This is a genomic window from Paenibacillus sp. MT86, assembly GCF_058792535.1.
This window is the reverse complement of sequence record NZ_CM179499.1, coordinates 6,075,329-6,091,311: the sequence shown is the minus strand read 5'-3', so window position 1 is coordinate 6,091,311 and position 15,983 is coordinate 6,075,329. Positions and strand designations below refer to the sequence as shown.

Below are 15,983 nucleotides of genomic sequence, written 5' to 3'. Positions count from 1 at the left end.
TAACAACATGTGACGCCGTCACATACTTCGTCTGCGTCCGGTAAAGAGAGAGATCACAAACAGGACAACGAAGACGAAGAACAGAACCTTCGCGATACTGGCTGCAGCCTCAACGATGCCGAAGAAGCCGAAGATCCCTGCAATCAGTGCAACCACCAGAAAAATTACGGACCATTTTAACATCATATTCACCCTGCTTTCTTCATCGATTTTATTGGATATATGGCATGTCATCGCATGCTGCTCCAAGTAAGGAGCTCTTATCCAATTTGAAGATCGGTAGGGGCCATCGGCGTTGCCGCAGCGCCCTTCGTAGTGTTCTTTAACCGGGGCGGCAGAGGATGAAACAAGCTGGAGAACAGTGGCATGGATGGCAAGGAACCCTTTGTTTCGTGAGGTGGGGGATAGGGTAACTATTGCGTATCCGAAACCAAACATAACTTGAAAGTGAGGGACAACGTATGCTAACTCAAATCAGTGTTGCCATTATTGCCGTGGCATTTGCGGTTCTCGTATTCTTCTTGATCAAGACATTGAAGGCAGCCACGCAATCGCTCGAAAAGGTAACACAAACGCTTCAGGAAGTACAAAAGACGGTCGACGAATTGAGTTATGAAGTGAAGCAGACCATTCGAAATACGAACGATATTACGGTGGATGTTCAGCATAAAATGAAACAAATTGATCCGGTTATGGATACCGTCAAAAACCTGGGAGAAGCTTTAAGCGAAGTCACTTATGCGGTGAAGCAAGTATCTTCCGGCATGGTTAGCCGCTTTAAGCAATCCCGGATAGAGCAGAAGAAAGAGCAGCCCGCCCGCATGGAAGTGCCTTTGACGGCACAAGATCGCACGTTCCAGTCGTATGACGCCGTCTATCAGAAGACGGAAGCGGAAGAAAAATCCCGCAGCCGGAACTGGCTGTCCTACGTGGACACGGCAGTTGGCCTGTGGAACAGTTTCCGTCGTCAAAAAGCCAGATAACAGGGCTTAACCAAGCCAGGGTAGTGCACGGCAAGATGATGAAAGGAGGAGGTCGCATGTGGAATGTCGCACTGTTGATGGTCGGGCTCATGGTTTACTCCGGAGGTGGAGGTGCTGCGGCGGCGCAGCAGCCTGCTGCCGAGATATGGCAACCGCCTGTAGTTCATGCCGCTGCGGATGTTGGACAAGCACACACCGGCGACAACTCTTCAGAGGGCTACGGGACGTTAAACGGGATATCGCTTGCGGATACCAAGCGTGATATCGTCCGCAAGCTGGGAACGCCTGCACGAATCGAGCAGGACAGCCTGAGCGGAACCACTAAGCTTCTTTATAAAGATATGGAGGTTGGAGTCCGCAACGGCTACACGGAATATGTTCATGTCAAGCCCTCTGCCGAATCCTTTCAGGTTGAAGGCCAGCATATAGGCATGTCAACCGATCATGTCCGGGCATCCCTGGGTAAACCGTATTTTAAGGCGGAGGACGGAGATGTATACCTTGAGAACCATCATGCGCTTAAGGTATACATTGACCGGGATACCGGTGAAATCGAAGGCGTCGATTTATTTTTCGATTATAGCGAATAAATTTGTTTCAACCTTGAGAATTACGGTTAATAACCAATGGACTATAACCTAAATTGAGGTTTAACACTATTAGGGGAGGTTTTCACAATGGAATTCACCAATACGAAGTCATATGCCAAAGTCGTGGAAAACGGGACGCAAGCGGTTCAGGAGGTTCAGAATCTTCGGCAGTCCGGTTACGATCTGGATCACATTTATGTATTGGCCCATGATTCGGATAAGACGAGCCGGATTGTGGAAGCAGCCGATGCCAATAATGTAGGCATTAAGGAAGAAGGCGTGTTTGATGCCCTGGCGAATCTGTTTCGGTCCCGCGGGGATGAGCTGCGTGCCAAGATCGTATCGCTTGGCTTTACTGAAGCCGAGGCGGGATTTTACGAGAAACAATTGGACCTTGGCAAAGTGCTCGTGATTGCTAAGAAGGATTGAGGAAGCATTGAATTTTCAGCCTGGTGCTGATTCGACATAGGGGTTATAGGACTTAAAACATAGATAAGGAATGAGACTATTGACGTCTCATTCCTTATCTATGTTTTAAAAGAATGTTCCATATATCTATTAAAAGTGGAAGATTCAAGCTTGAGAACCTTTTTCTATGGCAAATGATCATAGGGTTATTATAGTATAATAGTAGGAAAAGGATTTCTGCCGCATAAGCCGTAACGTTAAAGGAGAGGGCAATGAGAATATTAATCGTAGATGACAATCCGACTAACGTCATTATTATTCGAGAAATCTTGAAGAAGGAAAATTATCAAAATACGCTATCTGCATCTTCAGCCCTAGAAATGCTGGAACACCTGGGAATCGGCGATCGCAGCCAAGATCCGAATCCCCGTAGGGCGGATATCGATTTGGTGCTGCTCGATATGATGATGCCTGAGATGGATGGAATAGAAGCTTGCCGTATTGTTCAGCAATACGAGCATTTGAAAGATATACCGATCATTATGGTCACCGCCGTCGGAGATTCGAAGAAGCTGGCGGAAGCGCTGGATGCTGGCGCCGTCGATTACGTCACGAAACCGATCAACAAGGTGGAGCTGATGGCACGGATACGCCTTGCGCTTCGGTTGAAGCACGAGAAAGACTGGCATATTGAAAGGGAACAGCGGGTCCAGGCGGAATTGAAGCTTGCGGCCATGGTTCAGAATGCCGTGTTAAGCTCGCCCATCGAAGATGAACAGCTGGAGATTCATGCGCTGTATCAGCCCTCGGCAGAGCTTGCGGGAGATTTGTATGCATGGTTTCCGCTAGGCGACGGCCGATATGGCGTGATTCTGCTGGATATGATGGGACACGGGATTACTTCGTCCCTGTTTTGCATGTTCATCGCTTCGGTGCTGAAGGATACGGTGACGACTTATGTCGAACCGGAGAAGGTGGTTCAGGAATTGAATCGCAGATTCAATCAGTTGAACCTGGGCGAACAGCTGATTCAGTACTATTTTACGGCCATCTATCTTGTCGTGGACACTCGTTTGAAGCGGGTGGACTATGTCAACGCAGGACATCCCCCGGCTCTGTTCTTCAAGGAGGACGGCGAAGTCATGACGCTGGATCAAGGCTGCTGCCCGGTTGGCTTGTTCGACCGGATCGAGGACATGGAGCCAAGAAGCTTTCATTATGAAGGCGAAGGTCATTTGGTTATGTATACGGATGGCCTGCTCGAACTGGTAGAGGGCGGACATGACGAGAAGCTGGATCATCTGAAGACGCATTTGGGCGGCCCTCACCATTGGAGAGAAGACGAAATGAAGGAACAGTATTTTGTGGATGATCCATCGCAGGAGCGAGAGGACGATAAATGCCTGGTTTGGATATCTCTTAAAAAAGGAGAGGAAACCAATCAATGAAGCTTAAGAGCAAGTTAGTCATTGGTTTTACAACATTACTGGCGCTTATGCTGGTTTTGACCCTGATCGGGTACGACCGGATCAGCTATATGAACAACCAGATGGACCAAATCTTTCAGGAGCGCTACCAGAAGGTGCGAAACTCCAGCGGCATGCGCGGAGAAGTCAACAATATGGCGCGCGAACTTACGAATATGATCCTGAGCAACGATCCGTCCACGTATACGGTGTCCAAACAGGAAATCGAGACGATGACGGCGCAGGCGGAGGAGTATTTTAGGGCCATCAAGGAAAGCGTAAATACCGCAGAGGAACAGCAATTGCTGGTCCGGATCGAGCGTGCGGTTAACGAATATATCGTGTATCAGAACAAGACGCTGGAATTGCTCTCTACCAGCGACGCAGATGGGGCCAACGCACTCCGTAATTCCACCGGGCAATCGGTCCAGGAGGAGATGCTGATCAGCCTGAACGAGCTTAGCAGCTATGAGAATCAGAAGATCAACGATGATATAGCCGTAGCGAAAGCCGCTTACGACCGCTCCGTGCAAATGTTCATCTACATCATGGCCGGCGGGCTTCTTATCGGAATGCTGGTCATTCTATGGATTCTCCCAAGCATTACCCGGGGCATCAACGTGGTCTCCATGATGCTGAAGAGCTTCGGCGAAGGCAGGCTGAAGGCCATCCGCCGTATCAAGGTAACGTCCAAGGACGAGTTTGGGGACGTAGCTCGAGTATTCAAAGACTTGTCCGAAGACATCATCGAGAAGCAGCGCATCGAAGAGACCTATCTCCAGGCGCAGCGTGATCAATCCTGGCTGAACTCGAATATGGCCAGAGTCACCGAGCTGCTGGAAGGAATCAATTCCCTGGAAGAGGTCGGCCAGCGGTTCATCAGCGAATTCACGCCGATCTTGGGAGCTCATTACGGAGCCATCTATATCCGTCAGGAAGACAAACATCCGAACAAATTGGAGATGAAGGGCTCCTATGCCCATGAAGGCGGAGAAGAGCCGAAGGTTGCCTTCATGATCGGGGAAGGGCTTGTAGGCCAGGCGGCGCTCGATAAGAAGCCGGTCGTCCTGAAAGGCGCTCCAGAGGACTATATGAAGGTGGAATCCGCGTGGGGTTCATCCAAGCCGTTGTCTATCATGATCTACCCGATTCTATTCGAGAATGAAGTGCTGGGCGTCGTCGAGTTGGCTTCGTTCGAGGAAACGACATCTTTGCAGGAGCAGTTGATGTCTCAGCTAAGCCAGTCCCTCGGCATCATTCTGAACAACATCACAGGCCGACTGCGGGTCGAGCAGCTGCTGCGCGAATCCCAGGCGATGACCGAGGAGCTTCAGGTTCAGTCGGAAGAGCTGCAAACGCAGCAGGAAGAGCTTCGCCGTACCAACGAGAATCTGGAGGAGCAGACCAATGCCCTCAAGCGTTCCGAGGATCTGCTGCAGCGCCAGCAGGAAGAGCTGGAGCACTACAATACCGAGCTTGTTGCCAAGACGCGTGCGCTTGAGGAGCAAGTGCAGGAAGTGGAAGAGAAGAACGATGAAATCGAGAAGGCGCGAGTACAGCTCGAGCAGCAAGCGAAGCAGCTCTCGATTACAACCAAATACAAGTCGGAGTTCATGGCGAACATGTCCCACGAGCTGCGCACCCCTCTTAACAGCCTGCTGATATTGTCCCAGCTGCTGTCCGAGAACAAGGATGGGAACCTGAGCTCCAAGCAGATTGAATATGCACAGACGATTTACATGTCGGGCTCCGACCTGCTCAAAATGATTGATGAAATTCTCGACTTATCGAAAGTGGACGCCGGGAAAATGGAAATCAACTATGAAGACGTCCAGCTTCCGGATATCGAAGCCTTCGTGGAGCAGAATTTCGCAGCGGTGGCTTCGCGCAAGCATATCAATTTGGGCGTGCGCATTGAAGAGGGACTCCCGCAAAGCATCGTGACGGACAGTCATCGCGTGAAGCAAATTCTGCGCAACCTGTTATCGAATGCTTTCAAGTTTACGAATAGCGGCTCTGTCGAGTTGCTTGTAGAGAAGGCCGACAAGGACAAGCTTCCGGTTTACCTAAACGCCGAATCGGACTATGTGGCCTTCGCTGTCAAAGATACCGGAATCGGCATTCCGGCAGACAAAACGGATCTGATCTTTGAAGCCTTCCAGCAGGTGGACGGTACCACCAGCCGCAAATACGGAGGGACCGGGCTTGGACTTTCCATCAGCCGCGAGCTTTCCCGCCTGTTGGGCGGGGGCATTACGGTGGAATCGGAGGAAGGCAAAGGAAGCTGCTTCACCCTTTACCTGCCGGCAAGCCATCCAGAAGTGGCAGACGGTGCGAAGGAAGCGGCCGCAGCGATGGAGGCACCGCCGGAGAGTTCTCTGATCGTACCGAAAGCCAAGATGGTTACTAAAGAGGTTCAGCCTGCCATACAGGTAGACGATGATCGCAACCAGCTCGGGCCGACAGATAAAGTGCTGCTCATCATTGAGGATGACGTGAAGTTTGCCAGAATCCTGCTGGATATGGCCAGAGGCCGCGGCTTCAAGGCTTTGGTCGCACTGCAGGGTGACATCGGACTGGAGATGGCCAAGTCGTACAGACCGGATGCCATCATTCTGGATATCCAGCTCCCGGTTATCGACGGCTGGTCCGTCATGGGCGAGCTGAAGAGCTCTGCGGTTACCCGCCATATTCCGGTGCATGTTATCTCCGTTGTGGATGAAGTGAAGCAAGGCTTAATGATGGGAGCGATCGCTTACCTGAAGAAGCCTTCAAGCAGGGAAGCGCTGGAGGACGCGTTTACGCATATCCAATCCTATGCGGAAAAATCGATGAAACATCTCTTGATTGTCGAGGATGACGATATTCAGCGGAATTCCATTATCGAATTGATCGGTCATGACGATGTGTCGATTACGGCGGCATCCACGGGCGCCGAGGCGCTCAGCGAGCTGCGTAAGCAGCGATATGATTGCATGGTGCTTGATCTGATGCTGACGGATATGACAGGCTTTGAACTGCTTGACCAGATTCGCGATGACGAGAACCTGGTGGATCTGCCTATTATTATTTACACCGGCAAGGATTTGGATTCGAAGGAAGAGATGCAGCTTCGCAAATATGCGGAGTCAATCATCATTAAGGACGTGAAGTCACCGGAACGGCTTTTGGATGAAACGACGCTGTTCCTGCATCGGGTTGAGGCCGATTTGCCGGAGGATAAACGTAAAATCCTGCAGAAGCTGCACAACAAGGAAGAACTGTTTGAAGGCAAGAAAATTCTGCTTGTTGATGACGATATCCGCAACGTGTTTGCCCTCTCCAGCGTGCTGGAAGGATACAATATGGAAGTGACCTTTGCCGAGAACGGCCGGGAAGCGATCGAGCTCCTTCAGCAGAATCCGGATTTCGATCTCGTGTTAATGGATATGATGATGCCGGAGATGGACGGTTATGAGGCGATGCGCCGTTTACGCGAAATGCCGGAATTCGACAAATTGCCGATTATTGCCCTGACGGCCAAAGCCATGAAAGAGGACCGCGCGAAATGCATTGAAGCGGGTGCTTCCGATTATATGAAGAAGCCGATTCAGACAGAGCAACTTCTTTCCCTAATGAGGGTTTGGTTGTATTCGTAAGCCGCTTTTGTGGGTAAAGTACAAGTAGCAAATAAACACTCGGAAAGCGGTGCAAGCGTAATGTCATCTAGTGACCATATGGAATCAGAACAACTGTTGTTGACAGAGAATAGCGAGCGTGAACTGGAACAGATCGAGATCGAACTTCTTTTGGATGGCATTCATCGATTCTATGGTTACGATTTTCGAAATTACGCCATTCCTTCGTTGAGGCGGAGAATCTGGCATCATGTTCATGCAGAGGGTGTTTCCACGATTTCTGCCCTTCAAGACAAAGTACTGCACGACCGTTCATGTTTTGAGCGGCTCATATATAATTTGTCGATTCCTGTTACCGAAATGTTCAGGGATCCGAAACTATTCCTGACATTCAGGCAGTCGGTGGTTCCATTGCTTCGTACGTATCCGTATATACGGATTTGGCATGCCGGCTGTTCGACTGGAGAAGAAGTATATTCCATGGCCATTTTGCTTCATGAAGAGGGACTATATGAGAAATCCCGGATTTATGCGACGGATATGAATTCGCGTTCGCTCCAGCAGGCCAAGGAAGGCGTATTCGATATTAAACGCATGAAGCAATATACGAAGAATTACTTGGAGGCGGGCGGTACCCGCTCGTTCTCCGAATACTATACCGCGAAGTACAACTCGGTTATCTTTCAGCCGTTCTTGAAGAAAAACATGATATTTGCCGAGCACAATTTGGCAACGGACCGTTCCTTTAACGAGTTTAACGTGATTTTTTGCCGGAATGTCATGATTTATTTTAATGACCAGCTGCGGGATCACGTGCACGGATTGTTTCACGAGAGTCTAAGCCATTTCGGTATTCTCGTCCTGGGCGCCAAAGAGTCCATACACTTTACGAATTACAGCGAAGCTTATGAGACACTGGACCGCGTCGAGAAAATTTATCGAAAGATTAAATAGAAGTTTTGTAGGAGGATCTCATGGGGTTTCACGAACCGATTCATATTCTGTTGGTAGATGACCGCCCTGAAAACTTGCTTGCACTCGAAGCTGTTCTGGACAGCGAACAATACACGCTCATTAAAGCTACTTCGGGCGAAGAGGCTTTGCGATATCTCTTGAAGTATGATTTTGCCGTGATTGTTCTTGATGTCCAAATGCCCGGCATGGACGGCATTGAAACGGCAAGGCTGATCAAGGCGAGAGACAAGACAAAGGATATTCCGATCATATTCATTTCCGCAAACAGCAAGGACGCGGAGCATCTTTTTGCGGGATACTCCGCCGGTGCAATCGACTATATGGTTAAACCCTTCATCCCTCAAATCTTGAAATCCAAGATCGAGGGTTTTGTCGATATGTATCGGACCAATAACAGGCTGAAGATCCAGTCTGCGCAATTACACCAGAAGACTCAGGAACTGGAAAAGATTAATCAAGAGCTTGTGCTGGCCAAGGAAGAAGCCGAGATTGCCGCCAAAGCCAAAACCGAGTTTCTGGCGATGATGAGTCATGAGATCCGAACGCCGATGAATGGCGTCATCGGGATGATTGATTTGCTGATGGACAGCGAGCTTCAGGATGAACAGCGTGAATATGCCACGATTATCCGCAACAGTGCGGATGCCTTGGTTAACATCATTAATGACATTCTGGATTTCTCCAAGATGGAATCCGGCAAAATGGAGCTGGAGGAATATCCGTTTGATCTTAAGTCCTGCGTTCAGGAAGTGTTTGGTTTGTTCTCCGGAGAAGCCTCCAAGAAAAACCTGGAGCTTACGTATTTTATCGAGGATCAGATCCCTTCGATGGTATTCGGCGATATGGGGCGCCTTCGTCAAGTGTTGGTGAATTTGGTATCCAATGCCGTGAAATTTACGAACGAGGGCGGCGTGTATTTGGTTGTTTCGCTTGCCAAGGCCGAAGAGAATCGATTAACGCTTGAATTCACGGTAAAAGATACGGGAATCGGCATCTCATCGAAGAAGCTTGACCGGCTGTTCAAGCCGTTCTCTCAACTGGATTCCTCGATGACAAGGCGCTACGGCGGAACAGGTCTGGGGCTAGCGATCTGTAAATCGCTTGTGCAGATGATGGGCGGAGAGATTGAGGTTGACTCCAAGGAAGGGGAAGGAGCCACCTTCGTATTTACGATCTGCGTTCACACGCATGAGGAGGAGCATCCTCGGCTCCGGGAAGAGGAACATTCGGACAAATATCGGGTGCACGGGGGAAGACAGCCGAACATTCTGATCGTGGACGACCATCCGATTAATCGAAAGCTGATGGAGAGCATGCTTGAAAAGATGGGAATGAATGCGGATATGGCCGAAGACGGCAGGCAGGCCGTCGAGATGGCTGCCGGGCCTAAGGCGTACGACATGATCTTTATGGATTTGCAAATGCCGGTCATGGACGGTTTGGAGGCCGCTCGCCTCATCCGCCAGATGAAGCCGGAAGCGGACGCTCCCGTACTCGTTGCGATGACAGCCAATGTGATGGACGGGATTCAGAAGCGCTGCTTTGATGCCGGCATGAATGAATATATTAGTAAACCGGTCAAAATCAGCTGTGTAAAGCACCTGATATCCCGTTATATGCCGGTAGAGCCGGACGGGTGGGACATCAGCCCAAGCCAAGTTCGAATCATCAACGGCTAGTGAATGAATCGTTTTCCATATATTAGCGCGTCTTTATCCCTCGTTAACCTGTTTCAACAAGCGAGATAACGGGTTATGTAAAGGGAAAACAAATGATTGGGAGAGAGTGTCTATGAATACAAAAACGAATGATAAGTTCAATGCCAAGACCCAAATGAACGAGGACGTATGCACGGTATTTTTGAGCGGTGAACTTGATCTGTCCGTCGCTCCGGATTTTCGATTGGTAATGGAGCCTCTTGTCGGCAATTCCGAAGTAGACTTGATCGTCAACATGAAGGACATGACATATATTGATAGTACGGGCATTGGTATTCTTCTGTCGATACTGAAAGCCAGACATGGCATGGAAGCACGCTTTGCAGTTGAGGAAGTTCCGCCGCAAATTCAAAAGCTGTTCGATATGACGGGTATTGCGAAGTTCTTTCAGTCGTAAGAAGAATTCCCAATAGGAAAGGATCGAAAAGAATGAATTCAGATGTACAAAGAATAACACTTAATTTGCCTGCCAGTGCTGAATACGTGGATATTGTAAGGTTGAATCTATACGGGATAGCTTCCAAGATGGGCTTTTCCTATGAAGAGATCGAAGATATGAAGGTTGCGGTGTCGGAGGCCTGTAACAACTCGGTTTTATATGCTTATAGCCAGGAAGGCGGAATGGTAGAGGTTTTATTTCAAGTGACCGGCGAGTCGCTATCCATTACGGTCAGAGACGAAGGGGAGAGTTTCGACAGTGTGGGGGCGGTTGGCGATCGTACACTTCATGATAAAGATCTCAGCGAGGTCCAAATCGGAGGACTTGGCTTCTACCTGATGGAGGCGCTTATGGACGAGGTGAGCGTGACAAACCAGGCTGGAAAGGGAACCGAGGTTACGCTGACGAAGCGGCTCGCAAGAAGCGAGGAGCCAGTATGAGTGATAAGGCGACTCCCCAAGAGTCCAGAGATGAAGCAGTTCATTTAATAGAACAGTATCAGCAGACGAAGGATAACGATATCGCAACGGTGCTGATTAAAAAATATGAACCGATGGTCAAGATGGCAGCAGGCAAAATTGCCCGGAATCGGCCCGATCTGTATGAGGATTTATATCAGGTTGGTCAAATGGCATTAATCCGTTTGCTTCAGCAATACGACATTAGCCTGGGGATTCCGTTTGAGCCCTACGCCATGAAGAGTATGATCGGGCATATGAAAAACTTCCTCCGCGATAAATCATGGTACATTCAAGTGCCAAGACGAATCAAGGAGAAGGGGGCCTTGGTCCAGCAAGCGATTGATGAATTAATGGTGAAGCTTGAACGATCTCCTGATGTGAATGAGATTGCATCCTACCTGGATCTTTCCGTTGAGGAAACCGTTGAAGTGTTGGCGGGAAGGGAATGCTATCATTATGTATCATTGGATTCCCCGTTGTCTCAGGAAGAAACCGGGGCCACGCTTGGAGAGCTGATCAGTTCGGACGTGAACGACTTTGATTCCGTCGAGAAGCGCATGGATCTTCAACAGGCGATGAGCCAGCTGAAGGAGCAGGAGCAGAAGGTGCTGCTGCTGGCATTTCAGGAGGGGCAGTCCCAACGAGCGATCGCTCAAAGGTTAGGTGTGTCGCAAATGAGTGTCTCGCGTATCCAGAAGCGGGCAACGGAAAAACTGAAGCAAATCATGTCCAATTCTTCGTATTGATATGGACAAGCTTCGTAGAGACAGACGTATAGCAACATAAGGCACGCTTCCTCCATCACGGGAATGCGTGCCTTTTTTGAAACCTAATATCCGTATTTATCGAAGGGAGTGGCAAGGAAATCATGCTTGGGCCGGATATGACAGAAGGTCAGGATATTTATGATTTTGCAGGGGGGTGGCAATGGCACGATGTCCGAACGGATAACTGGCAATCCTCCTGGATCGGCGAGCTTCGGTCACGCTATCCTTATACAGCCGAATGGTTTAATCTGGCACCGTCGTTAAAGGAGCGGAATTACTTATCCGTTCGTTTCAAGGATGGGGTGGAGGCGGTCATAATGGGGTCCATGCTTTATAAGGTTACGAATGAACACGAGCATCATAAGTCGGAACAGTTCTATTTCTATGTGGATGCTCAAGTGCTGATCACCATTAATTTGGATGAGCATACCCGCAGCGTGATGGCCAAGGCCGATAGAGCCTCGATGCTTCATAAATGCGAGCGGCCCGTAGACGGCCTGTTTGTATTGGCCCGGGCCATTCTGCATTATTACCATGCAGGAATGGATCAATTCGAACATAACCTGCGTCTTGTCGAAAAGGATATGCGTACACGCAACCGAAGATCTTTAATGGATAACATTCTCTCGTCAAGGTTTGAGCTGCTGGAATGGAGCAACCTGTTTATTCCTTTTCAGGAGCTGATCGCTGCGGCGAAGGAGGGGTATCACGGCGAGCTGGATGCCAGCCGCTCGTTTCAACAGCTCCTGCATCGAGTAGAAAGAATGGAAAGGCTGATTTATCACTATGAGCGCGAAATCGATACGCTGGTATCCATAGATGATGCCATCTCGGCGTTCCGCGGCAATGAAATCATGAAGACCTTGACCATCTTTACGGTCGTATTCACACCGGCAACCGTGATCGGAGCCGTATGGGGCATGAATTTCGAAAACTTGCCCGGCATTAAGACGTTCTGGGGCTTCACGGCAGTCATTGGCTTCACCCTGCTCTGGACCGGAGGGATGTACCTTTGGATGCGTGCGAAGGGATGGACGGGGGACCTGCTTCAAGTAAAGTCCAAAAACAGGAATATTTGAGTGCGAAGTATACGATTGCATAAGAAGTGCAGCAATAACTTATCACAATCGCCCGGTAACCGTTAAAGGTACCGGGCTTGTTCAGGTAATAGAGACGAATTAGGATTTGGATTGTTCAATATATCCCTGCAGGTTCGAGATGAAATCCCCTATCATCGGCACATTGACAAAGAAGCTGAGAATATAACCCAGAAGACCCAGCACGAGAGCCGTGCCAAGGGTTAAGCCCAACCCCCGGGCCAGGCCGGCAGTGAGGTTGGCAATGATGCGTTTCTTGGGATTCATGTAATTATCGATCATGTCTTTCATTTCGGACTTCTCCAGCGTGGCGGCGATTTTGTCCAGTCGCGTGTTCAATTTCTTCACTTCGTGCCTAAGCTCAAAGGGATGCTCCTGCACCTCATCCGCCTCTTTCGAGTGTCTTTCCCTGGACGATTCGGATTGCACTCGTTGTTCCTCGTTTCGTGTCGAACGACTGCCGCTTCGGGTTGAGAAGCCGGAGCCGCCATGATATGGGTTTGCTTTACTCATGAAATATCCCCGCTTTCCAGGCAGATGCGCCGTTTCATTTCACTTCGGAATCCATACAATGTGGATAAGACAACGTGCCGGATCTGGCACAAAAATAGCCAGCTGCGTCAGCTGGCTATTCGTGACCCTACGAATTAATAATTCGTTGTCGTTTTCATTTCACGGCTGACTTCGGAAGAGGTGTCCATCGCTTTATCCTTCACATCTTTGGAAGCACTTGAAACCTCGCTCGACACGTCTGCCGATGCTTCCTTGACGCTGGACATAATGCTTTGGCGGCCTTCGTTCACGGTGGCCATGACATCGGAGGCTTTGCTTCCTACCGTTTTTGCCAGTTCAGAAGCTTTATCGCCTACGGTATAAGCGACTTCTTTGGTTTTATCCGACACCATGCTCAGCTTCTCGGATAAATCCCCGCGAAGCTCGCGGCCTGGCTTTGGAGCGAACAACAGAGCTGCCGCCGCTCCGACCAAGGCACCGATAAAAGCACCTTTGAAGAATGTGGAACCGCTTTGTACTGGATATTCTTGTTCTGCGTTATTCATAACTTTCACTCCTTTTAGTTAATATAAAAATGAATATAAACACGAGGATCAGGCTGTGCGTCTAAACAACTTGGCAACAAGACCGAGCAGGAATACAAAGATGGCCGTACCGATGATTGCGGGCACAATGGCAAATCCGCCTATGACAGGACCCCAAGCTCCGAAGAGCCACGGTCCGAGCCATGCGCCTATGAAACCTGCGATCATGGAACCGATAATTCCGCCCGGCATTTCATGACCAACCAGCGCATCCCCGATTATCCCGATGATGATTGCCATCACGATGCTGATGATGATTCCCCACATACGATCGCCTCCTTTTTCAGAGCAATGTGTTTCGAGTGGGCTTGCTTATCTCGTAATTAAACGCAAGGCCACACCATGAAACAGGAGACGTGCAAAACGGGAGATAAATGAAATGTCCGTCCTCTATGGAACGTATCCTGCTGTCAATTGCCCTTTTTTGTACTATACTGAATACAGATTCGCAATCATTCTCGAATAAGCGTGATCTCGGGGAGATGCAAGCATACAGGCTTCTCAAGGCATCATTACGTAACAGACGGTATATAGAAGGAGTTATTCAACATGGACACTGTATTGGTGAAGGAATATCGGGCGGACATATTGGAGTGCGTCCACAATGGACATATATGCATTGTGAATGAACAAGGTAAGGTCGAGGCTTATGCGGGAGATCCGGATTATGTCGCATTTACGCGTTCTTCGGCCAAGCCGATGCAGGCGATTCCTTCCATTCGCGGCGGGCTGGTCGATCATTACGGACTGTCCGATGAGGAAATTGCGATCATGACGGCCTCGCATCGTGCGGAGCAGGCTCATGTGGAAGTATTGGAGCGGTTTGCACGCAAGGCGGGCATCAGCGAAACTCACATGGTGTGCGCATCCAGCTGGCCGCTGGACGAAGGAAGCAAAGAAACACTTCTGCGAGGCGGCGGCGATAAAAGTAAATGGTACCATAATTGCTCCGGCAAGCATTATGGCATGCTGGCCTACTGCCAGATGGCGGGATATCCGCTGACGGGATACGATCAGCCGGAACATCCGCTGCAGCAGGAGATCCTTCGGACGGTCGCCTATTTGGCTGGATTGGCTCCGGGCGATGTTAAACTGGGAACCGATGGATGCGGCTTGCCGGTATTCGCCATGCCGCTCCGCGCTTTGGCAACAGCCTACATGAAGCTTGCATGCCCGGACCTTATAGAGGACGAGCCGACGCGAAAGGCAGTCATTCGAATCACGAAGGCCATGCATGCAGCGCCTTATATGGTGGCGGGTAAACATAAAGTGGATACCCTTCTTCTGGAAGATCCTAATATTGTGGCCAAGGGCGGCTTCAAGGGAGTGTACTGTTTCGGCCTTAAGAAGGAGCGGCTCGGCATCTCTTTCAAAATTTCGGACGGCTCCGAGGAAGAATGGGGCTGGATCGCGGAGTCCATATTGGAACAGATCGGCTACGGCAGCAAAGCGACCATCGAACGGCTGAAAGCTGCATATCCTAAGGATTTATATAATGATGAGGGTCTTCGAGTAGGCAGGGTAGAAACCGGATTTAAGCTGCTCCACGCTTAAGGGCGACTGATTAGACCGGAAACCGCCGGGGTATTGAATAGTAAAAAAGGCGGAGGTGACCGGCCATGATTAAGATCATGACGGCAGCGGAAAGACATACTACCCATGAAGACGGTATTCATAGCGAATTCAGCTTTTCTTTTGGTGATTATACAGACCCGCATAACGAGCACTTTGGAAGCCTTCTGGCGCATAATGAATACGTGCTCCAACCGATGGAGGGGTTTGATCGCAGGTTTCATCATGATTTGGTGATTGTGCATTTGGTGCTGGAAGGCACGTTGACGTATGAGGATGATACAGGGAAGCTCATGGAGCTTACGCCCGGTACGATTCATGTCGTGAATACAGGCTCCGGCGTGTACCATGCCGAGAGGAACGCCTCATCTTCGGAGGACGTACGCTATCTGGAAATGTGGTTTCTCCCTGCGGAGCCGGGCCTTGAGACCAGTCACCATCAAAGCAATTTCACAAAAGAACAGCAATTGAACCAGATGCTTCCGATCATCGGTTCAGGCAATGGTGAGTCGAGCCTGCCCCAGTCGCTGGATGTTGTGATGTACAGCAGCATACTGGAGACCGGACAAGAACTGACGTACAGTCTGGCCGGGGATCGTAGAATGCATCTATACGTCATAAGCGGTGATGTCGAAATATCATCGGAAGACGGCGTATTCGATATTAAGGCGGGCGATGCGGCAAGGATACAGCGTCGTCATGAGCTGACCTTCCGGGGGAACTCCAGTGAGGGAAGCTCGGAAATGGTCCTTATCGATATGCCATAACGTAAACAGAAAGCCCCGGGACTTGC

General features: G+C 49.7%; 17 protein-coding genes. 13 read left to right on the top strand and 4 right to left on the bottom strand.

The window, feature by feature from the left end:
• Positions 1-18 precede the first annotated feature (18 nt).
• A complete protein-coding gene (locus AC3RCL_RS27835) occupies positions 19-183 on the bottom strand; it encodes a DUF1328 domain-containing protein (protein WP_036663891.1) in 165 nt (54 codons plus the stop codon).
• 278 nt (positions 184-461) lie between these two features.
• On the opposite strand from AC3RCL_RS27835, the gene AC3RCL_RS27830 reads away from it, so the two are divergent.
• From AC3RCL_RS27830 to AC3RCL_RS27780, 11 genes are all read left to right on the top strand, one after another.
• The gene (locus tag AC3RCL_RS27830; RefSeq protein ID WP_009594084.1) at positions 462-983 is read left to right on the top strand and encodes a DUF948 domain-containing protein; all 522 of its coding nucleotides are present in this window, start codon (positions 462-464) and stop codon (positions 981-983) included.
• A gap of 56 nt (positions 984-1,039) precedes the next feature.
• The gene (locus tag AC3RCL_RS27825) at positions 1,040-1,573 is read left to right on the top strand and encodes a hypothetical protein (RefSeq protein ID WP_492533202.1); all 534 of its coding nucleotides are present in this window, start codon (positions 1,040-1,042) and stop codon (positions 1,571-1,573) included.
• An 87-nt stretch (positions 1,574-1,660) separates the two neighbouring features.
• The gene (locus tag AC3RCL_RS27820) at positions 1,661-2,002 is read left to right on the top strand and encodes a YflT domain-containing protein (RefSeq protein ID WP_009594092.1); all 342 of its coding nucleotides are present in this window, start codon (positions 1,661-1,663) and stop codon (positions 2,000-2,002) included.
• A gap of 251 nt (positions 2,003-2,253) precedes the next feature.
• A complete protein-coding gene (locus tag AC3RCL_RS27815; protein ID WP_433941452.1) occupies positions 2,254-3,429 on the top strand; it encodes a PP2C family protein-serine/threonine phosphatase in 1,176 nt (391 codons plus the stop codon).
• Positions 3,426-7,085: a response regulator gene (locus AC3RCL_RS27810; protein WP_492533199.1), complete on the top strand. Its 3,660-nt coding sequence runs from the start codon at positions 3,426-3,428 to the stop codon at positions 7,083-7,085. The genes AC3RCL_RS27815 and AC3RCL_RS27810 overlap by 4 nt, the downstream gene beginning before the upstream one ends.
• A 78-nt stretch (positions 7,086-7,163) precedes the next feature.
• On the top strand, positions 7,164-8,018 hold the full coding sequence (locus AC3RCL_RS27805; RefSeq protein ID WP_015737480.1) for a CheR family methyltransferase: 855 nt from the start codon (positions 7,164-7,166) through the stop codon (positions 8,016-8,018).
• Between the two features lie 20 nt (positions 8,019-8,038).
• Complete coding sequence (locus AC3RCL_RS27800; protein ID WP_492533196.1) at positions 8,039-9,718, top strand: response regulator; 1,680 nt, start codon at positions 8,039-8,041, stop codon at positions 9,716-9,718.
• A 112-nt stretch (positions 9,719-9,830) separates the two neighbouring features.
• Entirely contained in the window at positions 9,831-10,154 is a 324-nt protein-coding gene (locus AC3RCL_RS27795) for an STAS domain-containing protein (protein ID WP_492533194.1), read from the top strand.
• 32 nt (positions 10,155-10,186) lie between these two features.
• The gene (gene rsbW / locus AC3RCL_RS27790; RefSeq protein ID WP_015737478.1) at positions 10,187-10,636 is read left to right on the top strand and encodes an anti-sigma B factor RsbW; all 450 of its coding nucleotides are present in this window, start codon (positions 10,187-10,189) and stop codon (positions 10,634-10,636) included.
• Positions 10,633-11,403, top strand: a complete 771-nt coding sequence (locus AC3RCL_RS27785) for a sigma-70 family RNA polymerase sigma factor (protein ID WP_009594120.1) — start codon at positions 10,633-10,635, stop codon at positions 11,401-11,403. Before rsbW ends, AC3RCL_RS27785 begins: the two co-directional genes overlap by 4 nt.
• A 122-nt stretch (positions 11,404-11,525) precedes the next feature.
• Positions 11,526-12,503 carry a magnesium transporter CorA family protein gene (locus AC3RCL_RS27780; RefSeq protein ID WP_492533191.1) on the top strand — a complete coding sequence of 326 codons (978 nt, stop codon included), beginning with the start codon at positions 11,526-11,528 and terminating at the stop codon, positions 12,501-12,503.
• A gap of 99 nt (positions 12,504-12,602) precedes the next feature.
• On the opposite strand, the gene AC3RCL_RS27775 is transcribed toward AC3RCL_RS27780, so the two are convergent.
• The 3 genes from AC3RCL_RS27775 to AC3RCL_RS27765 all read right to left on the bottom strand — a co-directional run bounded on the left by AC3RCL_RS27775 (position 12,603) and on the right by AC3RCL_RS27765 (position 13,885).
• Positions 12,603-13,034 carry a DUF5665 domain-containing protein gene (locus tag AC3RCL_RS27775; RefSeq protein ID WP_036663874.1) on the bottom strand — a complete coding sequence of 144 codons (432 nt, stop codon included), beginning with the start codon at positions 13,032-13,034 and terminating at the stop codon, positions 12,603-12,605.
• 134 nt (positions 13,035-13,168) lie between these two features.
• Positions 13,169-13,579: a YtxH domain-containing protein gene (locus tag AC3RCL_RS27770; RefSeq protein ID WP_009594054.1), complete on the bottom strand. Its 411-nt coding sequence runs from the start codon at positions 13,577-13,579 to the stop codon at positions 13,169-13,171.
• A 48-nt stretch (positions 13,580-13,627) separates the two neighbouring features.
• Positions 13,628-13,885 carry a GlsB/YeaQ/YmgE family stress response membrane protein gene (locus AC3RCL_RS27765; RefSeq protein ID WP_015737475.1) on the bottom strand — a complete coding sequence of 86 codons (258 nt, stop codon included), beginning with the start codon at positions 13,883-13,885 and terminating at the stop codon, positions 13,628-13,630.
• 282 nt (positions 13,886-14,167) lie between these two features.
• Here AC3RCL_RS27765 and AC3RCL_RS27760 point away from each other — a divergent pair, with 282 nt between their 5' ends.
• Positions 14,168-15,172: an asparaginase gene (locus tag AC3RCL_RS27760; protein ID WP_492533188.1), complete on the top strand. Its 1,005-nt coding sequence runs from the start codon at positions 14,168-14,170 to the stop codon at positions 15,170-15,172.
• Positions 15,173-15,237: 65 nt separating this feature from the next.
• A complete protein-coding gene (locus AC3RCL_RS27755; protein ID WP_009594116.1) occupies positions 15,238-15,957 on the top strand; it encodes a pirin family protein in 720 nt (239 codons plus the stop codon).
• Positions 15,958-15,983 lie beyond the last annotated feature (26 nt).